The 22,784-nt window shown below is 68.0% G+C and carries 21 protein-coding genes and 1 tRNA gene; 16 read left to right on the forward strand and 6 right to left on the reverse strand.

The window, feature by feature from the left end; all coding sequences use genetic code 11:
* Positions 1-103: 103 nt before the first annotated feature.
* The 5 genes from VGU03_RS00775 (at position 104) to VGU03_RS00795 (ending at position 3,390) form a co-directional block, all read left to right on the forward strand.
* Positions 104-634 carry a CYTH domain-containing protein gene (locus VGU03_RS00775; RefSeq protein WP_327477802.1) on the forward strand — a complete coding sequence of 177 codons (531 nt, stop codon included), beginning with the start codon at positions 104-106 and terminating at the stop codon, positions 632-634.
* On the forward strand, positions 625-1,641 hold the full coding sequence (gene nagZ / locus VGU03_RS00780) for a beta-N-acetylhexosaminidase (protein WP_327477803.1): 1,017 nt from the start codon (positions 625-627) through the stop codon (positions 1,639-1,641). The genes VGU03_RS00775 and nagZ overlap by 10 nt, the downstream gene beginning before the upstream one ends.
* Positions 1,638-2,192, forward strand: coding sequence for a hypoxanthine-guanine phosphoribosyltransferase (locus VGU03_RS00785; RefSeq protein WP_327477804.1), 555 nt, complete (start codon positions 1,638-1,640; stop codon positions 2,190-2,192). The genes nagZ and VGU03_RS00785 overlap by 4 nt, the downstream gene beginning before the upstream one ends.
* A 14-nt stretch (positions 2,193-2,206) precedes the next feature.
* The gene (locus VGU03_RS00790) at positions 2,207-2,956 is read left to right on the forward strand and encodes an S-methyl-5'-thioinosine phosphorylase (RefSeq protein ID WP_327477805.1); all 750 of its coding nucleotides are present in this window, start codon (positions 2,207-2,209) and stop codon (positions 2,954-2,956) included.
* A 227-nt stretch (positions 2,957-3,183) separates the two neighbouring features.
* Positions 3,184-3,390: a cold-shock protein gene (locus VGU03_RS00795; protein ID WP_036117760.1), complete on the forward strand. Its 207-nt coding sequence runs from the start codon at positions 3,184-3,186 to the stop codon at positions 3,388-3,390.
* Between the two features lie 111 nt (positions 3,391-3,501).
* Here VGU03_RS00795 and trxB read toward each other — a convergent pair whose 3' ends face one another.
* Positions 3,502-4,464 (reverse strand): thioredoxin-disulfide reductase, encoded by a 963-nt coding sequence (gene trxB / locus VGU03_RS00800; protein ID WP_327477806.1) that lies wholly within the window; start codon positions 4,462-4,464, stop codon positions 3,502-3,504.
* Between the two features lie 199 nt (positions 4,465-4,663).
* Here trxB and VGU03_RS00805 point away from each other — a divergent pair, with 199 nt between their 5' ends.
* The 6 genes from VGU03_RS00805 to serS all read left to right on the forward strand — a co-directional run bounded on the left by VGU03_RS00805 (position 4,664) and on the right by serS (position 12,618).
* Positions 4,664-5,728, forward strand: coding sequence for an alanine dehydrogenase (locus tag VGU03_RS00805; RefSeq protein WP_327477807.1), 1,065 nt, complete (start codon positions 4,664-4,666; stop codon positions 5,726-5,728).
* Between the two features lie 228 nt (positions 5,729-5,956).
* Positions 5,957-8,281 (forward strand): DNA translocase FtsK, encoded by a 2,325-nt coding sequence (locus VGU03_RS00810; RefSeq protein WP_414655916.1) that lies wholly within the window; start codon positions 5,957-5,959, stop codon positions 8,279-8,281.
* A gap of 192 nt (positions 8,282-8,473) precedes the next feature.
* Positions 8,474-9,136, forward strand: a complete 663-nt coding sequence (gene lolA / locus VGU03_RS00815) for an outer membrane lipoprotein chaperone LolA (RefSeq protein ID WP_327477808.1) — start codon at positions 8,474-8,476, stop codon at positions 9,134-9,136.
* Between the two features lie 6 nt (positions 9,137-9,142).
* Positions 9,143-9,814, forward strand: a complete 672-nt coding sequence (locus VGU03_RS00820) for a YoaK family protein (protein WP_414655917.1) — start codon at positions 9,143-9,145, stop codon at positions 9,812-9,814.
* A gap of 58 nt (positions 9,815-9,872) precedes the next feature.
* Complete coding sequence (locus VGU03_RS00825) at positions 9,873-11,195, forward strand: replication-associated recombination protein A (protein WP_327477809.1); 1,323 nt, start codon at positions 9,873-9,875, stop codon at positions 11,193-11,195.
* 142 nt (positions 11,196-11,337) lie between these two features.
* Complete coding sequence (serS, locus tag VGU03_RS00830; protein WP_327477810.1) at positions 11,338-12,618, forward strand: serine--tRNA ligase; 1,281 nt, start codon at positions 11,338-11,340, stop codon at positions 12,616-12,618.
* 53 nt (positions 12,619-12,671) lie between these two features.
* Here the strand turns inward: serS and VGU03_RS00835 are convergent, their stop codons facing one another.
* On the reverse strand, positions 12,672-13,001 hold the full coding sequence (locus VGU03_RS00835; RefSeq protein ID WP_327477812.1) for a hypothetical protein: 330 nt from the start codon (positions 12,999-13,001) through the stop codon (positions 12,672-12,674).
* 271 nt (positions 13,002-13,272) lie between these two features.
* Between VGU03_RS00835 and VGU03_RS00840 the strand changes: the two genes are divergently transcribed.
* The 3 genes from VGU03_RS00840 (at position 13,273) to VGU03_RS00850 (ending at position 15,448) form a co-directional block, all read left to right on the forward strand.
* Positions 13,273-13,362: transfer RNA gene (locus VGU03_RS00840), tRNA-Ser, on the forward strand.
* A gap of 125 nt (positions 13,363-13,487) precedes the next feature.
* Positions 13,488-13,958 carry a hypothetical protein gene (locus VGU03_RS00845; protein ID WP_327477814.1) on the forward strand — a complete coding sequence of 157 codons (471 nt, stop codon included), beginning with the start codon at positions 13,488-13,490 and terminating at the stop codon, positions 13,956-13,958.
* A gap of 1,277 nt (positions 13,959-15,235) precedes the next feature.
* Positions 15,236-15,448, forward strand: a complete 213-nt coding sequence (locus VGU03_RS00850; protein WP_327477815.1) for a hypothetical protein — start codon at positions 15,236-15,238, stop codon at positions 15,446-15,448.
* A gap of 26 nt (positions 15,449-15,474) precedes the next feature.
* Here the strand turns inward: VGU03_RS00850 and VGU03_RS00855 are convergent, their stop codons facing one another.
* The 3 genes from VGU03_RS00855 to VGU03_RS00865 form a co-directional block, all read right to left on the reverse strand.
* Positions 15,475-15,942 (reverse strand): glycine zipper 2TM domain-containing protein, encoded by a 468-nt coding sequence (locus VGU03_RS00855; protein WP_327477816.1) that lies wholly within the window; start codon positions 15,940-15,942, stop codon positions 15,475-15,477.
* Between the two features lie 191 nt (positions 15,943-16,133).
* Positions 16,134-17,510, reverse strand: a complete 1,377-nt coding sequence (gene nhaD / locus VGU03_RS00860; RefSeq protein ID WP_327477817.1) for a sodium:proton antiporter NhaD — start codon at positions 17,508-17,510, stop codon at positions 16,134-16,136.
* Positions 17,511-17,567: 57 nt separating this feature from the next.
* Entirely contained in the window at positions 17,568-19,019 is a 1,452-nt protein-coding gene (locus VGU03_RS00865; protein ID WP_327477840.1) for an MFS transporter, read from the reverse strand.
* A 153-nt stretch (positions 19,020-19,172) separates the two neighbouring features.
* Here VGU03_RS00865 and rnk point away from each other — a divergent pair, with 153 nt between their 5' ends.
* On the forward strand, positions 19,173-19,580 hold the full coding sequence (rnk, locus tag VGU03_RS00870; protein WP_327477818.1) for a nucleoside diphosphate kinase regulator: 408 nt from the start codon (positions 19,173-19,175) through the stop codon (positions 19,578-19,580).
* A 17-nt stretch (positions 19,581-19,597) separates the two neighbouring features.
* On the opposite strand, the gene VGU03_RS00875 is transcribed toward rnk, so the two are convergent.
* Positions 19,598-20,221 carry a phosphatase PAP2 family protein gene (locus VGU03_RS00875; RefSeq protein WP_327477819.1) on the reverse strand — a complete coding sequence of 208 codons (624 nt, stop codon included), beginning with the start codon at positions 20,219-20,221 and terminating at the stop codon, positions 19,598-19,600.
* A 120-nt stretch (positions 20,222-20,341) separates the two neighbouring features.
* Between VGU03_RS00875 and ligA the strand changes: the two genes are divergently transcribed.
* Entirely contained in the window at positions 20,342-22,720 is a 2,379-nt protein-coding gene (gene ligA / locus VGU03_RS00880) for an NAD-dependent DNA ligase LigA (protein WP_327477820.1), read from the forward strand.
* Positions 22,721-22,784: the final 64 nt, after the last annotated feature.

The following is a 22,784-nucleotide window of genomic DNA, read 5'->3' on the forward strand; positions in this document are numbered from 1 at the left end:
GTCGCGGGTGAAGGACCGGAAACGAACATCGAGGAAGGCCGGGTTGCTCGCCATGACGCGCCGCAGCGCCTATCCTTGTCGACCCCCTTGGGCTTGCGCTGCGATGGCCACCGAGATCGAACGCAAATTCCTGTTGGCCGACGAGCGTTGGCGCCAGGCCATCGTGCGCAGCGAGCGAATCGCGCAGGGCTACCTGGTCGGCGCCAGGGCGCTGCACCAAGGTCAGGCCCGCGCTTCGGTGCGCGTGCGGCGCGCGGGCGAGCGGGCGTGGCTGAACGTCAAGAGCGCCACGCTGGGCATCGAGCGCGCCGAATTCGAGTATCCGGTGCCGCTGGAGGATGCCCAAGCCATGCTGGCCTCCCTCTGCGACGGCGTGCTCGAGAAGATCCGCCACTACGTCGAGGTCGAAGGCACCGTGTTCGAGGTCGATGAATTCCTGGGCGACAACGTCGGCCTGGTGGTCGCCGAGGTCGAGCTTCCCGCCGCGGATGCCGCATTCCCGCGTCCGGCCTGGCTCGGCCGCGAGGTCAGCGCGCTGGCGCGCTACTACAACGTCAACCTGGTCGCGCACCCGTTCGCCCGCTGGTCCGACGCGGAACGCGCCGCTGCCGACGGAGAACCCCCATGTTGCTGATAGGCCTGGCCGGGCTCGAGCTCCAACCGCGCGAGCGCGGCTGGCTGGCCGCGCCCGGCATAGCCGGTGCGATCCTGTTCGCGCGCAACTATGCCGACCGCGGACAACTGATGGCGCTGGTCGAATCCATCCGCGAGGCGGGCGGCGAGCAACTGCTGGTGGCGGTCGACCAGGAAGGCGGCCCGGTGCAGCGCTTCCGCGACGGCTTCACCCGGCTGCCGGCCCTCGCGAGGATCGGCGCGGTCTATGCCCGCGACCCGGAGAACGCCGTGCGCCTGGCCGAGGAGCACGCCTGGGTGATGGCGAGTGAACTGCGTGCCTGCGGCGTGGATTTCAGCTTCGCGCCCGTGGTGGACCTGGCCCGCGGTAGCGCCGCGATCGGCCCGCGCGCCTTCCACGACGACCCGGCCATCGCCGGCGAACTGGCCCAGGCCTACGTGCGCGGCATGCATCTGGGCGGCATGGCGGCGGTGCTCAAGCATTTCCCCGGCCACGGCTCGGTGGCGGCCGATACGCACAAGGCACAGGCGATCGACCCGCGTCCGCTGGAGGTGATCCGTGCGGTCGACATGCATCCGTTCGCCGAGGCGATCGAGGCGCACGCCGAGGCGGTCATGATGGCGCACGTGATCTATCCGGACGTCGACGCCCAGCCGGCGGGCTACTCGCGGGTGTGGATCCAGGACATCCTGCGCGGCGAGTTGGGGTTTTCCGGCGTGGTGATCAGCGACGACATCAGCATGGCGGCCGCGGGCGCCGCCGGAGGCGTGCGCGCGCGCGTGCAGTCGCATCTGGCCGCCGGCTGTGATCTGGTGCTGGCTTGCTTCCCGGACGTGGTGGAGGAGGCGATCGCCGCGCTGCCGCCGCGCTCCGACGAGGCCATGGAACGGCTCGCGCCGCTGCGCGGCGCCATCGGCGCGACCTGGGCAGGTCTCCTGGACAACCCGCAACGCGACCGCTTCATTGCGCGCATCGGCGCGCTCGACGAACCCGAAGAAAACGCATGAGCACTCCGCTCCCCCCGCTGGCGCAAGCGCTGGCCCATGCCGAGGTGCTGTTCGAGCGCGCCGAACTGGAAACCGTGATCGCCGATCTGGGCCGGCGCATCGACGCCGCCCTGGACGGCGAGCGGGCGGTGTTCCTGACCGTGATGAACGGCGCGCTGATGTTCGCCGGGCAGCTGGCGCTGGCTATCCGCACCGACCTGGAATTCGACTACGTGCACGCCACCCGCTACCGCGGCGCCACGGCCGGCAGCGACCTGTGCTGGCTGCGCGAGCCGCAGGCGGCGCTGGCCGGACGCACGGTACTGCTGGTCGACGACATCCTGGACGAGGGGCACACGCTCAAGGCGGTGCGCGACGACTGCATGAAGCGCGGCGCCCGTCGCGTGCTGATCGCCAGCCTCTGCCGCAAGCTGCACGACCGCTGCGTGGCCGGCATCGCCTCGGACTTCAATGGCGTGGAGCTGCCTGATCGTTACGTGTTCGGTTACGGCATGGACTACCACGAGCAGGGCCGCAATCTGCCGGCGATCTATGCGCTGAAATCCGAATGAGCACGGGAGCGGGCATGACCGAAGCGAACATCGACCTGGCCGTCATCGGCGGCAGCGGCCTGTACCGATTCCCCGGACTGGAAAACGTCAGCCGGCGTGCGCTGGAAACCCCCTACGGCCCGGCATCGGGCGAAGTGGTGCTGGGCGATTTCGCCGGCAAGCGGCTGGCCTTCCTGGCGCGCCACGGCGAGAGCCACACCCTGGCGCCACACCGGGTGAACTACCGCGCCAACCTGTGGGCCTTGCACGCCCTCGGCGCGCGCCGCGTGGTCGGCGTCAACGCGGTCGGCGGCATCCGGGCGGACATGGGGCCGCGCACCGTGGTGGTGCCCGACCAGCTGATCGACTATACCCATGGCCGCATCACCAGTTTCTGCGACAGCGAGGGTGTCGAGGTCAGGCACATCGACTTCAGCGAACCCTATACCGCCTCGTTGCGCCAGGAGCTGCTGGCGGCCGCGGGGAAGGCGGGTATCGCCGTGATCGACGGGGGCTGCTACGGCGCCACCCAGGGTCCCCGGCTGGAGACCCGCGCCGAGATCGTACGCATGAAGCGCGACGGTTGCGACCTGGTGGGCATGACCGGGATGCCGGAAGCGGCCCTGGCGCGCGAACTGGATCTCCACTATGCCTGCCTGGCCCTGGTCGCCAACTTCGCCGCCGGTTGCGGCGAAGAGGCCGAAATCAGCATCGAGGAAATCTTTGCCCACCTGGCGGCCGCCACGGCGCAGGTCCCGGTATTGCTCAAGGCGATGCTGTCCTGATCAGGTATTTCCTGGCGCTTGGCTTCAGGGCAATGCGTTCGCAGGGTGGGGTTATTACCGCCGCCCCGCGGCCATACGATCGGCCGGCATCGAAATTAAACCCGCATATTGCGCTTTGCCCATAAACATGTTGATACTTTCGCCCGTGCCAGGGGCGGCTGACCAAGGGGAAACGGCGGTCCAGCGCAAAGCCTTGGTGCATCCAGTCCTAGTCAGAGGTTCACGCAATGCGTTTCGGTACGGTCAAATGGTTCAACGACGCCAAGGGTTTCGGTTTCATCGCGCCTGAGGACGGTGGGGAGGACGTGTTCGTCCATTTCTCGGCCATCAACTCCAAGGGCTTCCGTAGCCTGCAGGAAGGCCAGCGCGTGAAGTTCGAAGTCACCACGGGCCCCAAGGGTGCCCAGGCTTCGGGCGTGGAAATCGCTGCCTGATTGCGTTGTGAGCGTCCTGATGTAGAAAAGCCCCATGCTTCGGCATGGGGCTTTTTATTGCTCGCGGGCCCATGCGGTAGCGAAGCTCGCTACCGCACATGAGTCGGGGATTCAGCCCATCAGGTTCTGCTGGTCCAGCCAGCGCTCCGCGTCCAGCGCCGCCATGCAGCCGAAGCCGGCCGAGGTGATGGCCTGGCGGTAGACGTGGTCGGCCACGTCGCCGGCGGCGAACACGCCCGGCACCGACGTCATCGTGGCCATGCCGCTGGTGCCGCTGCGGATCTTGATGTAGCCGTCGTGCATCTCCAGCTGGCCTTCGAAGATGCCGGTATTGGGCGTGTGGCCGATGGCGACGAAGAAGCCGGTCGCTTCGATGTCGCGGGTGGCGCCGGAATTGACCTCCTTCACCCGCACGCCGGTCACGCCGGAGGCGTCGCCCAGCACTTCGTCGATGGTGCTGTTCCAGACCAGCTCGATCTTGCCGGCGGCGGCCTTCTCGAACAGCTTGTCCTGCATGATCTTCTCGGCGCGCAGCTTGTCGCGGCGGTGCACCAGGGTGACCTTGCGCACGATGTTGGCCAGGTACAGCGCCTCCTCCACGGCGGTGTTGCCGCCGCCGACCACGACCACGTCCTGCTCGCGGAAGAAGAAGCCGTCGCAGGTGGCGCAGGCGGACACGCCACGGCCCTTGAACTTCTCTTCGCTGGCTATCCCCAGGTACTTGGCGGTGGCGCCGGTGGCGATGATCAGCGCGTCGGCGGTGTACTCGCCCGAGTCGCCCTTGAGCCGGAACGGGCGCTGGCCCAAGTCCACCTGGTGGATGTGGTCGAAGATCATCTCGGTATGGAAGCGTTCGGCGTGCTCGGCCATGCGCTGCATCAGCGCCGGGCCCTGCAGGCCTTCGACGTCGCCCGGCCAGTTGTCCACTTCCGTGGTGGTCATCAGCTGGCCGCCCTGCTGCAGGCCGGTGACCAGCGTCGGCTTGAGGTTGGCACGCGCCGCATACACCGCAGCGGTATAGCCCGCGGGGCCGGAGCCGAGGATCAGCAGGCGGCTGTGCTTGGGGGTGGTCATCGCTATAATCCTTCGGTTTGCTGGCGGCTTTGGTCGAAAGTTCGCTCCCGATGGCCGCGGCGTTACCTGCCGCACCGAGGGGCTGGCGCTTGGAACCCGCAAGGATGGGGAAGGGCGCACCGCGATTCAAGGCTTGCCGCTCGTGTTTCCCCATCGTCGACGCCTTGCGCCGGCCCAACTCCACAGGACAAGCCAAACCATGCGTATCGGTATTCCTTCCGAAACCAAGACCCTCGAAGGTCGCGTCGCCCTCGTTCCCGCCGCCGCCGCCGACCTGGTCCGCCGCGGCCATGAGGTGTTCATCCAGTCCGGCGCGGGCGAGAAGAGCGGCTTCTCCGACGAGGCCTACACCAAGGAAGGCATCAAGGTCGTCCCCGACGCGGCCGCGCTGTACGAAAAGGGCGAGCTGATCGTCAAGGTCAAGGAGCCGGTCGCCGGCGACCTGGCCCTGCTCAAGAAGCACCACCTGCTGTTCTGCTACCTGCATCTGGCGGCCGAGCCGGAACTCACCAAGCGCCTGCTCGAGATCGGCCTGACCGGCGTCGCGTTCGAGTCGGTCGAGGAGAACGGCGGCCTGCCGCTGCTGCTGCCGATGTCGGTGATCGCCGGCCGCATCGCCACGCAGATCGGCACCACGCTGCTGCATCGTCCGCAGGGCGGCAAGGGCAAGCTGCTGGGCGGCATGGCCTCCACGCCGCGCGGCAAGGTGGTGGTGCTGGGCGCCGGTGCCGCCGGTGGCAACGCCGCCGCGCTGGCCGCGGCCGCCGGTGCCAACGTGGTGGTGTTCGACAAGCGCCAGGACCGCCTCGCCGAGATGATGGCGATGGGCCCCAACGTGACCGCGCTGTACGCCTACGAATCCTCGGTGGCGCAGGAAGTGCGCGACGCGGACCTGGTGGTCGGCGCGGTGTTGATCCCCAGCGCCAAGGCGCCGCGCGTGGTCACCGAGGACATGGTCAAGACCATGGAGAAGGGCTCGGTGCTGGTCGACATCTCGATCGACCAGGGCGGCTGCTTCGAGACCTCCAAGCCCACCACCTGGAAGGAGCCGATCTACGACGTGCACGGCGTGACGCATTTCTGCGTGACCAACATGCCGGGCGCGGTGCCGCAGACCTCGTCGGTGGCGATCTCCGCCGCGATCCTGCCCTACGTGCAGCGCCTGGCGGCCGGCAACCAGTGGCGCGAGCACGCTCCGCTGGCCGGCGGCATCAACGTCGACGGCGGCAAGCTGGTGCATCCGGCGCTGCAGGGCATGGTCTGAGCCGTAGCGCGTGAACTCGCATCCCTTCCCCCGCGGGTGAGGGTGTCTGCAGGCGGATGAGGGGGCGGGCGGAGCGTGACAGTGCGCCCCGCCCGGACCCTTACCCTCGCCCTTCTCCTGGCGGGAGAAGGGCGACTCTCGAAACTGCGCCTTTCCAGAAAAATCAAGCTTCTACCCCCTCACCGCCCTGTGTAGACTGGGGCGAAATCTCGAGGGGAATCCACTCCGGTGGCGCGAAGCGCAGCAAACGTAAAGAAGGCGACCCAGTCCACTGGCCTGAGCGAAGAAGCCAAGCGCCGTCTGCGCGAAGCCGGCGCCTTGCTGCTGCTGCCGTTGGCGGTGTACCTGCTGGTCTGCCTGGCCAGCTACAACGACCAGGATCCGAGCTGGGGCCATGTCGGCACGGTCGATCACGCGCGCAACTTCGGCGGCGCCGTGGGCGCCAACATCGCCAACCTGCTGCGCTACATCTTCGGGCTGGTCTCCTACTGCTTCCCGCTGCTGCTCCTGCTGCTGGGCGTGCAGGTGCTGCGCCAGCGTGGCGAGCAGGCCGAGCACCCGTGGGAGTCCTCGCTACGCCTGATCGGTTTCGTGTTTTTCTTCATCACGGCGCCGGCGCTGCTGTACCTCAACTTCACCGAGGCGGTGCTGCCGCAGGGCGTGGGCGGCATCATCGGCCAGTGGGTCGGCCACGGCCTGCTGCAGGCCTTCGGCGAGAAGGGCGCCCCGCTCCTGTTGCTGGCGCTGTTCCTGATCGCGGTGACGCTGGCCACCGGCCTGTCGTGGTTCAAGGTGATGGACTGGACCGGGCAAGGCACGCTGATGCTGGTCGGCTGGCTGCGCGGCAAGCTCAAGCAGGCGCCGGAAGTGGCCAAGGCACAGCAGGCGCGCGCCGAGCGCGAGGTGGTCAAGAAGGCGGAGGCGGTCAAGCAGGCCAAGCGTGAGCCGGTGCGCATCGAGACGCCGCCCGCGCCGGTGGCCAAGAGCGAGCGTGCGAAGCTGGAGACGCAGATTCCGCTGTTCGTCGGTGCCTCGCAGCCCGGCGAGCTGCCGCCGCTGTCGCTGCTGGACGAGGCGCCGGAGCAGGGTCCGGGCTATTCGGAAGAAACGCTCGAGGTGCTCTCGCGCCAGGTGGAGCTCAAGCTCAAGGATTTCCGCATCGAGGCCAAGGTGGTCGGCGTCTATCCGGGTCCGGTGATCACCCGTTTCGAGCTGGAGCCCGCCGCCGGCGTGCGCGGCTCGCAGGTGTCCAGCCTGGACAAGGACATCGCCCGCGGCCTCTCGGTGGTGAGCGTGCGCGTGGTCGACGTGATCCCTGGCAAGAATGTGATCGGTCTGGAGATCCCCAACGCCAAGAAACAGATCGTGTACCTGTCCGAAAGCCTGCGCTCGGACAAGTACGACCAGATGAAGTCGCCGCTGGCGCTGGCGCTGGGCAAGGACATTGGCGGCCGTCCGGTGGTGGCCGACCTGGCCAAGATGCCGCATCTGCTGGTGGCCGGCACCACCGGTTCGGGCAAGTCCGTCGCGGTCAACGCGATGGTGCTCTCGCTGCTCTACAAGGCGAGCCCGAAAGACGTGCGCATGATCATGATCGACCCGAAGATGCTGGAGCTTTCGGTCTACGAGGGTATCCCGCACCTGCTTGCGCCGGTCGTGACCGACATGAAGGAGGCGGCCAACGCGCTGCGCTGGTGCGTGGCCGAGATGGAGCGCCGCTACCGGTTGATGGCCGCGGTGGGCGTGCGCAACCTGGGCGGCTTCAACAAGAAGGTCAAGGACGCCGAGGCGGCCGGCCAGCCGCTGCTGGATCCGCTGTTCCGGCCCAACCCCGAGATGCCCAACCTGGCGGCCGAGCCACTGGAGCCGCTGCCCTACATCGTCATCATCATCGACGAATTCGCCGACATGATGATGATCGTCGGCAAGAAAGTGGAGGAGTTGATCGCGCGCCTGGCGCAGAAGGCGCGCGCCGCCGGCGTGCACCTGGTGCTGGCCACGCAGCGGCCGTCGGTGGACGTGATCACCGGCCTGATCAAGGCCAATATCCCGACCCGCATAGCCTTCCAGGTGTCGAGCAAGATCGACTCGCGCACGATTCTCGATCAGTCTGGGGCGGAAGCGCTGCTCGGCCACGGCGACATGCTCTACCTGCCGCCCGGCACCGCCACGCCCGAGCGGGTGCACGGCGCCTTCGTCGACGACCACGAGGTGCACGGCGTGGTCGCCTGGCTCAAGGCGCAGGGCGCGCCGCAGTACATCGAGGGCGTGCTGGAGGAAGTGCAGGCCACCGCCGACGGCAAGTTCATCAACGACTCGGGCCTGCCGCAGGACGGCGAGGAAGGCGGCGACGCCGACGCGCAGCTCTACGACAAGGCCGTGGCCGTGGTCACACAGACCCGCCGCGCCTCGATCTCCGGCGTGCAGCGCCACCTGCGCATCGGCTACAACCGCGCCGCGCGGCTGATCGAGCAGATGGAACAGGACGGCGTGGTCAGTGCGCCGCAGCACAACGGCAACCGCGAGGTCCTGGCGCCGCCGCCGCCGAAGTGATGCTTCATTCTTCTCCCGCCTGTGGGGACGTGCCCGAAGAGCGGATGGGTAGTCCGGAGCGAAGGCTGACGGCTTGTCGCGAGCGCCCCTTGCGTGGAAGCCACCCGCTGCGTCCGCCCCCTACAATCACCTTGAGCCCCGATTAAGCAACTGCCACCCAAACTCGCCGCACGTTCTCAAGGGACAGGGTCCATGAACCGCCTCGCCGTTACCTTTCTCGCTACGTTCGCGCTGTCCCTGGCGAGCCTGGCCCATGCCGCCGCGGGCCCTGCACGCCAACGGCTGGACGCCTTCGCCAATGGCCTGCATTCGCTCAAGGGTCACTTCACGCAGACCCTCACCGACGCCAGCGGGCAGGGCGCCAAGACCAGTTCCGGCACGCTCGCGCTGGAGGCCCCGCGCGAATTCCGCTGGGACACCGTGGCGCCCTACAAGCAGACCATCGTCGCCGACGGCAGCCGCGTGTGGCTGTACGACCCGGAGCTGGAGCAGGTCACCGTGCGCGTGCAGAGCACCGAGGAGGCGCACAGCCCGCTCACCGTGATCACCGACGTCAAGCAGATGGACCGCGACTTCAAGGTCACCGAGCAGGGCGAGCGCGACGGCCTGACCTGGCTGCGCATGACCTCCAAGGCCAAGGATCCGCAGTTCGACTACGCCGACCTCGGCTTCGACGCGCAGGGCCTCAAGCGCATGGTGTTCCGCGACCAGCTCGGCGCGATCACCGACATCCGTTTTTCCGACTGGCAGCGCAACGTCGAACTGCCGCCCTCGACCTTCAACTTCACCCCGCCGCCCGGCGCCGACGTGATCGGCGACTTGCCGGTGATGACCACCCACCCGCTCAAGGACTGACCGGCCATGCCCGTGCTGCGCCAGTTGCCGCGCTGGGCGTGGATCGGCGGCGGCGCGCTCGCCTTCGTCGCCGGTCTGATCAACGCCGCCGGCTACATGGGCTTCCGGCACCAGTCGATCAGCAACCTGACCGGCTCGACCACGCTGCTGGGCATCTCCGTGGGTACTGGCGACGGCCGCGAGACGCTGCATTGGGCCCTGTCGTTGCTGGCCTTCATGCTCGGCGCCATGGCCAGCGGCGCCATCGTGCAGAAAAGCACGCTCAAGCTGGGCCGCCCGTACGGGGGCGCGCTGCTGCTCGAATCGCTGCTGCTGTTCGCCGCCGTGCCGCTGCTGGACCGGGAATGGTCCGTGGGGCTGTGGCTTGCCGCGATGGCTTGCGGCCTGCAGAACGGCTTGGTCAGCGCCTATAGCGGCGCGGTGTTCCGCACCACCCACGTCTCGGGCATGTTCACCGACCTCGGGATCTACCTGGGCCATCGCCTGCGCGGGCTGGAGGTGGATGCCCTGCGCGTGCGCGTGTGCGTGCTGGTGATCGGCAGCTTCATGTCCGGCGGCCTTGCCGGCGCGCTGCTGTTCGAGCGCCTGCGCGAACGCAGCCTGCTGATCCCGGCGGTACTGACCGGCCTGTGCGGCGCGCTCTACAGCTTCTACAGCCAGCGCAGCGCAGCTTCCTAGGAAGCCCCTGTTCCAGGTGACAGCTTGTGCGCAGCCGGGCCGCTATATCATTCCCCGGATGCCCGATACCGCTTCCCTGTTTCCCGAATCCGACGCGCTCAAGCCGCTGGCCGAGCGCATGCGGCCGCGCAGCTTCGACGAGATCGTCGGCCAGCCGCGCCTGACCGCCGCCGATTCGCCGCTGCGCCGCGCGCTGGAGGCGGGCAGGGTGCATTCGATGGTGCTGTGGGGGCCGCCCGGCTGCGGCAAGACCACCCTCGCGCTGCTGGTGGCGCGCTATGCCGACGCCGATTTCCGCGCCATTTCCGCCGTGCTATCCGGCCTGCCGGACGTGCGCAAGGCGCTGGCCGAGGCCGAGGCCAACTTCGCCCAGGGTCGCCGCACCGTACTGTTCGTGGACGAGGTGCACCGCTTCAACAAGGCGCAGCAGGACGCTTTCCTGCCGCACATCGAGCGCGGCGTGATCGTGTTCGTGGGCGCCACCACCGAAAACCCGTCCTTCGAGCTCAACTCGGCGCTGCTCTCGCGCTGCCGCGTGCACGTGCTGGAGGCGGTGTCCGCCGAGGCCATCGTGGCCGCGCTGGAGCGCGCGCTGGTCGACGGGGAACGCGGCCTGGGCCGCTTGCACCTGAAGGTCGAGGCCGAATCGCTGCAGCTGATCGCGCGGGCCGCCGACGGCGACGTGCGCCGCGCGTTGACCCTGCTGGAGATCGCCGCCGAACTCGCCGACGAGGGCCGCATCGACGACGCCACCCTGACTCAGGTGCTGGCCGACCGCACGCGTCGCTTCGACAAGGGCGGCGAGCAGTTCTACGACCAGATCTCGGCGCTGCACAAATCGGTGCGCTCCTCCGACCCGGACGCCGCGGTCTACTGGCTCTGCCGCATGCTCGATGGCGGCTGCGATCCGCTCTATCTGGCGCGTCGCATGACCCGCATGGCGGTGGAAGACGTCGGCCTGGCCGAGCCACGCGCCTGGCGCATGGCGCTGGACGCCTGGGATACCTACGAACGCCTCGGCAGCCCCGAGGGCGAGCTGGGGCTGGCGCAGCTGGCCATCTGGCTGGCCATCGCGCCCAAGAGCAACGCCGCCTACATGGCCTACAACAAGGCCCGCGCCGCCGTGCGCGAAACCGGCACGCTCGAGGTGCCGATGCACCTGCGCAACGCGCCGACCAAACTCATGAAGGGCCTGGGCTACGGCAAGGGCTACCAGTACGACCACGACGCCGCCGGCGGCGTCGCCCTCGGCCAGCAATGCCTGCCCGACGCGCTGGACGGTACCGTGTTCTACGAACCAGTCGACCGCGGCCTGGAGCAGAAGCTGCGCGAAAAGCTGCTTTCCCTGCGCGAAGCCCGTCGCCAGGCCCGCGAGAAATAAGCGCCCGCTCCCGTTGGCTGGAAAAAGGATGGGGCAGAGAGATCCGGTCCCCGCTACCCGCCGCCAGAATGCGCTCCGGGTTTGCTCGCTCACATCACCCGCGGCGATAATCCGAGGTTCAATCCTCCAACGGATCGCCCTCATGCTGGACCCGACCCTGCTGCGCTCTCGCCTGGCCGAGACCGCCGCGCGCCTGAAGCAAACCCGCGGTTTCGAGCTGGACGTCGCCGCCGTCGAGGCGCTGGAGGGCGAGCGCAAGCGGCTGGCCACCGAGACGCAGGACCTTCAGAACCTGCGCAACACCCGCTCCAAGGCGATCGGCCAGGCCAAGGCCAAGGGCGAGGACGTGGCGCCGCTGATGGCCGAAGTCGCCGGCATCGGCGACAAGCTCAAGGCTAACGAGCAGGCGCTGGGCGAGGTGCAGTGCAAGCTCGCCGGCATCGCGCTCGGCATCCCCAACCTGCCGCACGAGACCGTGCCGCTGGGTCGGGACGAGCACGACAACCAGGAGATCACCCGCTGGGGCGTGGTGCGCACGTTCGATTTCCCGGTGAAGGATCACGTCGAACTCGGCGAGCGCCACGGCTGGCTCGACGGCGACGCCGGCGCGCGGCTCTCCGGCGCGCGTTTCACCGTGCTGCGTGGCCAGCTCGCGCACCTGCATCGCGCGCTGGCGCAGTTCATGCTCGATCTGCACACCGCCGAACACGGCTACCTCGAGTGCAACGTGCCGGTGCTGGTCAATGCCGACAGCATGCAGGGCACCGGCCAGCTGCCCAAGTTCGAAGACGATCTGTTCGCTACCCAGGTGGGCGAGTCCAGGCGCTACCTGGTGCCCACCGCCGAAGTGCCGCTGACCAACCTGGTGCGCGACACCATCTTGGATGCCGATGCGCTGCCGGAGCGCTTCGCGGCGCATACGCTGTGCTTCCGCGCCGAGGCCGGCAGCTATGGCCGCGACGTGCGCGGCATGATCCGCCAGCACCAGTTCGAGAAGATCGAGATGGTGCAGATCGCCCGGCCTTCCGAGTCCTACGCGCAACTGGAGGAGTTGGTCGGCCACGCCGAGAAAGTGCTGCAGCTGCTCGGCCTGCCGTACCGCAAGGTGCTGCTGTGCACCGGCGACATGGGCTTCGGCGCCGCCAAGACCTACGACCTGGAAGTGTGGCTGCCCAGCCAGAACACCTACCGCGAAATCTCCAGCTGCTCCAACTTCGAGGACTTCCAGGCGCGCCGCCTGCAGGCCCGCTGGCGCAACCCGGAAACCGGCAAGCCCGAACTGGTGCACACCTTGAACGGCTCCGGCCTCGCCGTCGGCCGTACCCTGATCGCGGTGATGGAGAACTACCAGAACGCCGACGGTTCGATCACCGTGCCGGAGGCGCTGCGGCCCTACCTGCGCGGCCTGGAACGGCTGGTCTGAAAAACACGCGGGGCGCCCAAGCGCCCCGCGGGTCCGATCAGGTCGGCGTGGCCTCAGTGGCCGATGTCCTTGCTGACTTGGTTCTCCTGCTGGTTCAGCGTGCGCTGCTCCTGCTTGGTGAGGTGGCCTCCGTTCTGCTTGGCCATGTCGCGCTCCTCCTGGCGGATCTGACGATCGTCCTTGTGCATGGCAGCCGCCTGGCTCTTGGTGAGATCGCCCTCCTTGCGCTCCTCGTGGATGCGCTTGTTCTGGTGCTGCAGGCGATCGTTGACCTGGTCGCGGCGCGGGTGGGTCTTGGCCCAGCGGCCGTCGGCGTGGGCGGGCGAAAGGATGGCGCCGGCAGCGAGCAGGGCAACGGTGCACAGGATCGGCTTCATGTTCATGGGAACCCCCGAGTGGTGGATATCGGCAAGCGACCGCCGCTGGCCGTGGGACGCATCCTAGGCGAGCCGGGGTTCCCCGCAAGATGGCTCGAACGTTCGCATACGGCCGCCGCTCAGCTATCCCGCGAGCCGCTAAACGCAAGAACCTGCACGCCTTCGAGGCCGTCAACCAAAGCGCCGATCGCGCGTGCCGCCGCGATGGACAAGATCCCCGTCGACCGTACAATGCCCCGGTCCATCGCCGGCCAGCAGGCCGGCGGAGCTGTCCACCGGAGAGATGGCCGAGCGGTTTAAGGCACCGGTCTTGAAAACCGGCGAAGGGTCAAACCTTCCGTGGGTTCGAATCCCACTCTCTCCGCCATAATGTGCGATAAGCCTTTGCTTTCATTAATTTTTCGAAATGCTGTGGCATTTAGGCTATACGTCACCCCATACATAGCGAAATGATAGCCTTCCAGCCCGTTCGGGCGAACCCAGGAGAGGCAAATGTTGGGAGAAACAGTCGCCGCGCTTGGTGGGGTGAAGTCCGCCATAGAAATCGTTAAGACCATTTTGCAGGCGAAGTCCGAGTCGGACCGCCTGTCAGCGATAGGCGAACTTCAGGCGGCTCTGATCGAGATCCAGCAGCAAGCTATGGCGCTGCAGGCCACGGTGGCGGAGTTACAAGACAAGGAAGCGGGTTTGCGTCGAGAGAACGAGGCTCTTCGACAAAGAGCGTCGGATCTATCCAGGTATCAGCTCTTACAATTTCCCGAAACCGGAGCTATTGCCTACGAATTGAAGGATGAGCTTCGGACGCAGGGCGAGGTCCGACACTTCCTCTGCGCCAACTGCTACCAGAAGGGAGAGAAAGCCATTTTGCAGCAGCATGAGCGTTCTTTGGTTTGCCAGTCCTGTACGAATAGGATCTACACCAAAAAGATGCCGCCACTCCGGATATCGTCACCAGACTTTTAGCTCGGCGAACTCGATCTGAGCGGGACCAGCACCAAAACGGTCATCGCGCATCAGTTCGCCCCTCGCTACGAATCTCGCTCGCGGGTCGCCACGCCTGAGGCAGCAACGGCTTAGCCTCTTTGTCATTGGCCCGACGAGTTCCCCGCGCAAAGTCGTTCTCCTTCGACCTCCAGGCCGACTGGCGCCCGTTCGCCGATCCGCCAGCAGAGGGCAGCGATTGGATCTACTACGGAACGGCCACGCTCAATGGCGAGACAGGCGCGCTTGCCTGGCCCAGGCACGGCGTGCCGCGGTTCGTGATCCGGGGTCGCGCCTCAGTCGAATTGCAGCTGTGGGAGCGCATAGACCTGCACAGGGCCGTGGATATGAAGACGGCGCCAGGCTGGGAGGGCGTGCCGCGGTGGCCGTCGTCGCGCGGCGAGCCTTGGGCTAGATAGCTTGGACCGTCGCAAGTGCTTGGTTGTCCCTGTTCTCGACTGCATGATTGAATATGTGCTGCGAAGATTGGGGGCCGCGTATGCGCATGGTTTCGTCCGCGTTAGTTGCGTTTTTCTGCGTTTGGCCGGTTTCCGGTTTCGGCGCTCAGAATGCTGACGTACTTCCCGGGGCGGTCTATAAATGCCAAACGCCGGGCGGCAAAGTGGTTTACAGCAATGTGTTTACCGGCGAGAAGCATTGTGCGGCCCTATTTACCTATCTCGTTCTAAACACCGCGAGGCCTGGCCTCGCCGGCTGGAGGCCGTTCTATCGGGACGATGACATAGCGTTGCTGATATACGACGACCGCACAGTTGTTCTGGGCACGTCCGCATCTAGCTGGGTCATGTACAGCCTTACGAAATCCAGCCTCGCTCCAAGAAGCCACAGGCCTTACACGCGCGCGATCGCGAAGGTAACTGCTGATTGCGTGCGCCATAACCTAGACACTTCGACCATCCAGTATTGGGATGTAACCGGTCCGAACATCACGGCCGTAGAGGTCGGCGTTGGGGGGCACGAAGAGGTTGCACCCAACACGAGTGAGGATCTCGTCGTGGCTGAGGTGTGCAAAGGCCCACCCAAGAAGGATAAAGGCAAAAGCCAGAAGTAGCGCCCGGCCTGGCGCAGCGTCTGGTGTTGGAAGAGCATCGCCGTGATCGCGCCCACCATGGGGACGGCCAATCAATGGGTGGTCAGTAGCTCTGCAGCGAAGTGCACTCCGCCGCCTGCCTTTCCCACAGTGACCGCTTGCTGTCACGAATTAGGCGTAGGATGGCTCTCCCGCGGTCGCTGGATGCATGACCATGGCACATGACGAGCAGATCCAGGCGAGGTTGGCGCTGGCCCACCGTTTGCTGGCGCTGGAGATCGAGCATCGGGAGCGCGTTCGCGCCGAACGCCTGGACGATTCGGACGCCGAGAAGGCGGTGCGTTTGCGACAGGCGGGTATCGAACGGATGCAGCGGGTGCTGGCGCGGCGCCAACCGGCCGTCCATTTGCGGGCCGGTTGATCCGCGCCGGTGCGCGGCGGCGGGTGCTACCGCACCCGCGTGATGTTGCCTTGCGCGTCCACCTGGACGATGTCGCCCTCGCGGATGCCGGTGGCGTCGGCGACCTGCACCGACGTCGTCGTGCCGTTGCCCATCTTCAGGTGGACGATCCAGGCATCGTTGCCGTTGCCGGTCCGGTTGCCGATGGCATGACCGGCGAAGCCGCCGCCCACCGCGCCGCCGACGGTGGCGAGTTCGCGGCCCTTGCCCCTGCCGATCTGGTTGCCGAGCACGCCGCCGGCGATCGCGCCGATGACGGCGCCGGCGGTGCCGTGGCCGCTGCCCTGGTTGACGGTGTGTTCGATGCTCTGCACGGTGCCGCACTGGTCGCAGCGAACGTAGATGCCGTCGGAGCGCACCAGCACGCCGCTGCGTGCATAGGACGATTGCGCCTGGGCCATCGGCGCGGTAGCGAACGCAAGCGCGGCTGCCAGTAGGACGAGGATCGCTTTCATGGCCAGTGCTCCTGCCAGGAGGGAATGGAACCTTGGCCGACCGCGCCTGAAACGGGCGTCAAGGTTCGGGCAAGACGCTGGCTTCACCGCGCTCGCCTGGAGCTTTCCCGATCTTTCAGCGCCCGCGGCAACCTGGCCAGCAGCCTGCGCGCGGGGTCTGCCCGGGCGTCAGAGGCTGATGCCTGCCGCCCTCAGACGCCGTTGAGGGCCAGGTGCAACGCGATGCTCGCTGCATAGCCGAGCGCGATCGCCCAGCTCCAGCGCAGGTGGCTCATGAAGGTGTAGCGCCCGCCGGAGGCGCCCATCAGCGCCACGCCCGCCGCCGAGCCGACCGACAGCAGGCTGCCGCCGACGCCGGCGGTGAGCGTGATCAGCAGCCACTGCGACCCGTCCATGGGCGGGTTCATCTGCAGCACCGCGTACATGATCGGGATGTTGTCGACCACCGCCGAGAGCACGCCCATGCCGGCGTTGGCGAGGGTGGCGCCGGACGCGCCGTAGAACGCGTGCGAGGCGAGCTCGAGGTAGCCCAGCGCCGCCAGCCCGCCCACGCAGCCGAATACGCCGTAGAAGAACAGCAGGGTGTCCCACTCGGCGTTGGCGATGATGCGGAAGATCGAATAGGGCTCCTCCTCGATGCCTTGCGCCAGCGCGTAACCGCGCTGGCGACGGTCGATGCGCGAGGCCAGCAGATTGAGCAATGCCAGGCCGGTGAGCATGCCGTAGGCCGCCGGCATGCCCAGCCACTGCTTGCCGATCACGGTGAGGGCGATGGTCAGTGCGAAGGTGAGACAGATGCCGATGCCGCCCGGTTTGACGCGCACCTGCCCGGGCACGTGTTCGGGCCATCCGCCGGGCAGCGCGAAGTGCATGACGAGGGCCGGTACCAGCCAGTTGACGAGGGCGGACGGGAACAGCCGGAAGAATTCGAAGAACTCGGCCTTGTGCGCCTGCCACACCATCAGCGTGGTGATGTCGCCGAACGCGCTCCAGGCGCCGCCGGCGTTGGCCGCCACCACCAGGTTGACCAGCGCCAGCGTGGCGAAGCGCGGCTGGCTGCCGCCCACCGCCAGCACCACGGCCGACATCACCAGCGCGGTGGTGAGGTTGTCCAGCACCGGCGACAGAAAGAAGGCGAGGGCGCCGGTGATCCAGAACAGCGCACGGTAGCCCAGCCGCCGCTGCGTCAGCTGCGCACGCAAGGCCTCGAACACGTTGCGCTCGCCCAGTGCGGTGACGTAGGTCATCGCCACCACCAGGAAGAAGAAGATCTCCGCGTACTCGAGGAACATCGCCTCGAACGCCCCGCGCGCAGCGGTCGAGTTCTCGCCGCGCGTCTGCCAGGCGATCAGCCCCCAGATCAGCGCTGCGGCGAGCATCACCGGCTTGGACTTGGCGATGCGGATGTGCTCCTCGAGCATCACCGCCACGTAGGCCAGAACGAACAAGGCCAGCGCGAGCCAGCCGACCGGGTGGCCGGTCAGGTGGAAATTGGCGCCGGCTTCGGCGGCGGCAGCCGGCACGGGGAACAGGCCAGCCAGCACGGCCAGCAAGGGGAACAAACGCATGGATGGCTTCCCGGAAAACGCCCGCCAAGGTTAGCAGGCGCAACCGCGCCGTCCGGTTCAGGCCTCGGCGGCGGCCGGCTGGCGGGCAGGGCGGGCGGCGCTCAGCCGGCCGAACACGCGGCTGGCCGAGGCGGTGACCGCGGCGAGGATCAGCACGGTCCAGCGGAACGCCGCCACGTAGTCGCTGTGCGCGTGCCCCTGCAGCAGCGACTCCATCAGCAGCGTGGCCAGCGCGATGCCGAAGCTCATCGACAGGTACTGCGCGGTGGACGCCATCGACGAGGCCATCGAGGCGTGCTTGATGTCCAGGTCGTGATAGATCAGCGTGTTCATCGCCGTGTACTGCATGCCGGCGAAGGCGCCGTAGAGGAACACCATCAGCGCGATCAGCCACATCGGCGTGCCGCGGCCGAACAGCGCGAACGAGGCCAGCAGCAGCGCGACCAGCAAGGTGTTGCCCAGCAGCAGCCGGCGGTAGCCCAGCCGCGCCAGCGCGCGGTTGACCAGCCACTTGGCGCTGATCGAGCCGAGCGCCTGCGGCACCATCATCAGGCCCGCCAGCAAGGGCGACCAGCCGCAGCCGACCTGCAGGAACAGCACCAGCAGCAGGAACATGCCCGAGATGCCCAGCCGCGTGAACAGGTTGCCGGCCAGCGCCACCCACACGCTGCGCACCTTCAGCAGCGACAGGTCAGCCACCGGGAACGCGGCGCGCCGGCTGTGCCAGACGTAGATCAGGCCGATCAGCAGCGCCAGCGCGGTGTACTCGCCGACACGCCCCCACGCCACGTGTTCGGCGCCGAGCAATTCGGAGGCCGTCAGCAGCAGCGCGGACGCGGCGCCGAACAGCAGAAAGCCGGGCAGGTCGAAGCGGTTGGCGTGGCGCAGCCGGTAGTCGGGCATGTCCTGCTTGTTCATCCACAGGCCGGCGATGCCGACCGGCACGTTGATCAGGAAAATCAGCCGCCAGCTGGTGAACTCCACCAGCGCGCCGCCCAGCAACGGCCCGAGCACGGAGCCGAGCAGGCCGAAGGTGGCCACCGTACTCATCACGTGCACGAACTCGTGCTTGGCGATGCTGCGCACCAGCACGTAGCGGCCCACCGGCATCAGCGCCGCACCGCCGACGCCCTGCGTCACGCGCGCGGCGACCAGTTCGGGCAGCGTCCGGGAAACGCCGCAGAACAGCGAGCCCAGGCCGAACACCGCGATCGCGGCACCGAACACGCGACGGGTGCCGAAGCGGTCGCACAGCCAGGGGCTGGCGGGGATCAGGATCGCCAGGGTCAGCACGTAGCTGGTCAGCGCGCTGCGCATGCCCAGCGGGGTGACCGCAAGCGCGTCGGCCATGGCAGGCACGGCCGTGTTGACGATGGTCGAGTCCAGCGCCTGCATGAAGAACGCGGCCGCGACCAGCCAGATCAGGCCGCGATAGCGCTCGCTCGTGGGGATGTCCGATGGGCCTTCAGTCGCTGCGGGGAGAGGAACGGGAGCGGCGGCATCGGGCATGACGGCCATGTTACCCGCTGGGGCGGCTTGCTTTCCCTGGGTTGCGACACCAAAGTCAGACGACGTTTCATTCCGAAACGCACTCACGAACCCATCACACGCGCTGGAACGTGCGCGCTCCGGCGCGCGTGCTCATCTCCAGGAGACCTCGCCATGAGTCGGCCCGCCATCACCTTGTCCCGCCTGGATGTGGAGCGCATCGAGAACCTGCTCGACCGGCTGCCGCCCGAACAGGCCCAGCAGCACGCAGCCCTGCGCGACGAGCTGGACAGGGCCGAGCTGTGCGAGCCCGAGGCGGTGCCGCCGGACGTGGTGACCATGAATTCCACCGTTACCTTCGGCGACGAGCAGGCCGATGACCGGCTTACCGTGACCCTGGTCTATCCGGCGGCGGCCGGCAAGCCGGGCACCGTTTCGGTGCTGGCGCCCGTGGGCAGTGCGCTGCTCGGGCTGGCCAGCGGCCAGGAGATCGACTGGCCGATGCCCGGCGGCCAGCCGCGCCGGCTGCGTGTGCTCGATATCGCCTACCAGCCCGAAGCGGCGGGCGATCTGCACCGCTGACGTCGATCGCTGGTCGTTCAGGGCTTGAAGTGATGAACGAAGCCCACGCTGAAGCCGCCCGGCAACCAGCCCACGATCAGCGGCGAGTCGCGGTGCGAGGCCCAGATGCCAATGCCGGTGCCGATCGCCGCGCCCGCCAACACGTCGCTCTGCCAGTGGCCGCGCACCTTCATGCGCGCCACTGCGTCATAGGCCGGCAGCAGGGCCAGCGCATAGACGGCCGGGTGATCCTGGCCATAGTTGGCGATGAAAGGAGTGACCGCGGCCGAGATGGCCGCCACCTCGCCGCTGGGGAAACTCTGGGAGTGGCCCTTGAAGAAGCGGTTGGGGTCGTCGGTCTGCGAGGGCCGCTCCCGGCGGAAGGTGTACTTGAGCGCTTCGGTACTGACGCCGGTGATCACCATGGCGTCGACCGAGCGCCAGAAAGTATCGCCCAGCTTGTCCTGGTCGCCGAACGCCAGCGCGCCCACGCCGACCGTGACGATCGTGCCGTACATCAACGCGGTCTGGTTGCCACGCTTCCAGATGCCGCTGTTGTCGTAGTGCAGGCGATGGTCGATACCGAACGGACCACCGCCGGCTGTGGCGGTGCCTGAAACGGCCAGGGTGAGCAGGCAAAGGAACAATCGCAAAGCGCGCATCGCACACCTCCCACGGAACGAGCCCCCGCCGCCCGCCTCACGGCACGCTAGCTCGGCGGCCTTTCGGTTCCCTTAGCGTCCACATGCCGGCGTGATGGGCGTGTCGCTAAACTTCCGGCCATGCACCCGAAACCTTCCACATGGCAGACCCGCGCCGCCGAACTGCGCGAGCGCATCGAGCAGGCCAACTACCGCTACCACGTGCTCGACGACCCGGACATCACCGACGCCGAGTACGACCGCCTGATGCGCGAACTGGAAGCCCTGGAGGACGCCCACCCGGAGCTCGCCGGCACCGATTCGCCGACGCGCCGCGTCGGCGCACGCGCGCATGGCGGCTTTGCCGAGGTGCGCCACGCGCTGCCCATGCTGTCGCTGGCCAATGCCTTCGAGCAGGAAGGCGACAGCGAACGCGAGCGCTTCCGCGAGATCGCCGAGTTCGAACGGCGGATCGAGCAGGCGCTGGACCGGCGCGAACCCTCCTTCTCGGTCGAACCCAAGCTCGACGGCCTGGCGATCAGCCTGCGTTACGAGCAGGGCGTGTTCGTGCAAGGCGCCACGCGCGGCGACGGCGAGACCGGCGAGGACGTCACCGCCAACCTGCGCACGGTGCGCGCGATCCCGCTCAGGCTCCGCGGCAGCGGCTGGCCCGGCGTGCTCGAAGTGCGCGGCGAGGTGATCATGCTGCGCAGGGATTTCGAGGCCTTCAACGACTACGCACGCACGCACGGCGAGAAGCCGCTGGCCAACCCGCGCAACGGCGCCGCCGGTTCGCTGCGCCAGCTCGACCCGGCGGTGACCGCACGGCGCCGGCTCAGCTTCTTCGCCTATGCGGCCGGCGTGGTCGAGGGCGGACAGCTGCCGCCGACGCACTCGCAGACGCTGGCGAAACTGCGCGAGTGGGGCTTCCCGATCTCGCCGGAGGCCGACGTGGCACGCGGCTTCGACGGATTGATCGCCTACTACACGCGCATCGGCGAGCGGCGCGACGCCTTGCCCTACGACATCGACGGCGTGGTCTACAAGCTCGATGACTACGCCGGCCAGCGCGAGATGGGCTTCGTCTCGCGCGCGCCGCGCTGGGCCATCGCGCACAAGTTCCCCGCGCAGGAGCAGAGCACGCAGGTCGAGGCGATCGAGATCCAGATCGGCCGCACCGGCGCAGCCACGCCGGTGGCGCGGCTCAAGCCCGTGCAGGTGGCCGGCGTCACCGTCACCAACGCCACGCTGCACAACGCCGACCAGATCGCGCGGCTGGACGTGCGCGTGGGCGACACGGTGATCGTGCGCCGCGCCGGCGACGTGATTCCCGAAGTGGTGCGCGTGCAGGCCGAAAACCGCCCGGCCGGCGCACGGCCCTGGAGCATGCCGGCGCAGTGTCCGGTCTGCGGCTCGGCGCTGATGCGCGAGGAGGGCGAGGCCGCCTGGCGATGCAGCGGCGGCCTGGTGTGCCCGGCGCAGCGCAAGGAGGCGCTGATCCACTTCGCCTCGCGCCGCGCGATGGACATCGAGGGCCTCGGCATCCGCTTCGTCGATGCGCTGGTCGAACTGGACTACGTGCGTACGCCGGCCGACATCTACGCTCTGACCGTCGAGCGCTTCGTGGCGATGAAGCAGGCCATCGACGAGCGCGAGGGCACCACGCCCGAGACGGTCAAGGCCGGCAAGATCGCCACCAAGTGGGCAGAGAACCTGGTCGCCGGGATCGACGCCAGCCGCCGCACCACCCTGCCGCGTTTCCTGTTCGCGCTGGGGATCATGCACATCGGCGAGAGCACCGCCAAGACGCTGGCCACCTGGCTGGGCCGCCTGGACCTGGTGCGCAGCATGCCGGCCGCCGTGCTGCGCGTGCTGCCGGACATCGGCGAGGAGGTCGCCTCTTCGATCGCCGGCTTCTTCGCGCAGGAAGGCAACCAGCGCGTGGTCGACGCGCTGCTCGCCGCCGGCGTCACCTTCAGCGACGAGGCGCCGCCTTCGCCGCGCCTGCGCGAGAGACTGGGCCTGGCCGTGCTGCTGGACCACGCCAAGGTGCGCGATCTGGGCCCCAAGCGCACGCGCCAGCTGGTCGAGCACTTTCCGACGCTGGAGCGCCTGCTCGCCGCCGGCCCCACGCACTGGATCACCGCCGGCCTGCCGCAGGCGGCGGCCTCCCACCTCGAAGCCTTCCTGGCCGACGAGGCCCGGCTTGCGCCGCTGCGCGAGGCCGAGGCGGCCATCGAGCGTCTGCTCGCCGCCGTGCCGCAGGCCGATGCGGCCAGTGCGCCTCTGGAGGGCCAGACGGTGGTGCTCACCGGCACGCTGCCGACGCTGAGCCGCGACGAGGCCAAACAGCGGCTGGAGGCGCTCGGCGCCAAGGTGGCCGGCTCGGTGTCCAAGAAGACCTCGTTCGTGGTGGCGGGCGAAGCGGCCGGCTCCAAGCTGGACAAGGCGCAGGAGCTGGGCGTGCCGGTCTGGGACGAGGCGCAGCTGCTGGCCTTGCTGGCGGAGCATGGCGGGTGAGAAGCCAAGGCCTCCCCCTCTCCCCAGCCCTCTCCCCCGGTTCAGCCGGGGGAGAGGGAGCAGG

The organism is Frateuria sp. (genome assembly GCF_035944355.1).
GTDB lineage: Bacteria > Pseudomonadota > Gammaproteobacteria > Xanthomonadales > Rhodanobacteraceae > Frateuria_A.

Excerpts from the sequence above, each read along its gene's own strand:
- VGU03_RS00775 (WP_327477802.1), top strand. The coding sequence starts at position 104 with ATGGCCACCGAGATCGAACGCAAATTCCTGTTGGCCGACGAGCGTTGG.
- nagZ (WP_327477803.1), top strand. The coding sequence starts at position 625 with ATGTTGCTGATAGGCCTGGCCGGGCTCGAGCTCCAACCGCGCGAGCGC.
- VGU03_RS00785 (WP_327477804.1), top strand. The coding sequence starts at position 1,638 with ATGAGCACTCCGCTCCCCCCGCTGGCGCAAGCGCTGGCCCATGCCGAG.
- VGU03_RS00790 (WP_327477805.1), top strand. The coding sequence starts at position 2,207 with ATGACCGAAGCGAACATCGACCTGGCCGTCATCGGCGGCAGCGGCCTG.
- VGU03_RS00795 (WP_036117760.1), top strand. The coding sequence starts at position 3,184 with ATGCGTTTCGGTACGGTCAAATGGTTCAACGACGCCAAGGGTTTCGGT.
- trxB (WP_327477806.1), bottom strand. The coding sequence starts at position 4,464 with ATGACCACCCCCAAGCACAGCCGCCTGCTGATCCTCGGCTCCGGCCCC.
- VGU03_RS00805 (WP_327477807.1), top strand. The coding sequence starts at position 4,664 with ATGCGTATCGGTATTCCTTCCGAAACCAAGACCCTCGAAGGTCGCGTC.
- lolA (WP_327477808.1), top strand. The coding sequence starts at position 8,474 with ATGAACCGCCTCGCCGTTACCTTTCTCGCTACGTTCGCGCTGTCCCTG.
- VGU03_RS00820 (WP_414655917.1), top strand. The coding sequence starts at position 9,143 with ATGCCCGTGCTGCGCCAGTTGCCGCGCTGGGCGTGGATCGGCGGCGGC.
- VGU03_RS00825 (WP_327477809.1), top strand. The coding sequence starts at position 9,873 with ATGCCCGATACCGCTTCCCTGTTTCCCGAATCCGACGCGCTCAAGCCG.
- serS (WP_327477810.1), top strand. The coding sequence starts at position 11,338 with ATGCTGGACCCGACCCTGCTGCGCTCTCGCCTGGCCGAGACCGCCGCG.
- VGU03_RS00835 (WP_327477812.1), bottom strand. The coding sequence starts at position 13,001 with ATGAACATGAAGCCGATCCTGTGCACCGTTGCCCTGCTCGCTGCCGGC.
- VGU03_RS00845 (WP_327477814.1), top strand. The coding sequence starts at position 13,488 with ATGTTGGGAGAAACAGTCGCCGCGCTTGGTGGGGTGAAGTCCGCCATA.
- VGU03_RS00850 (WP_327477815.1), top strand. The coding sequence starts at position 15,236 with ATGACCATGGCACATGACGAGCAGATCCAGGCGAGGTTGGCGCTGGCC.
- VGU03_RS00855 (WP_327477816.1), bottom strand. The coding sequence starts at position 15,942 with ATGAAAGCGATCCTCGTCCTACTGGCAGCCGCGCTTGCGTTCGCTACC.
- nhaD (WP_327477817.1), bottom strand. The coding sequence starts at position 17,510 with ATGCGTTTGTTCCCCTTGCTGGCCGTGCTGGCTGGCCTGTTCCCCGTG.
- VGU03_RS00865 (WP_327477840.1), bottom strand. The coding sequence starts at position 19,019 with ATGCCCGATGCCGCCGCTCCCGTTCCTCTCCCCGCAGCGACTGAAGGC.
- rnk (WP_327477818.1), top strand. The coding sequence starts at position 19,173 with ATGAGTCGGCCCGCCATCACCTTGTCCCGCCTGGATGTGGAGCGCATC.
- VGU03_RS00875 (WP_327477819.1), bottom strand. The coding sequence starts at position 20,221 with ATGCGCGCTTTGCGATTGTTCCTTTGCCTGCTCACCCTGGCCGTTTCA.
- ligA (WP_327477820.1), top strand. The coding sequence starts at position 20,342 with ATGCACCCGAAACCTTCCACATGGCAGACCCGCGCCGCCGAACTGCGC.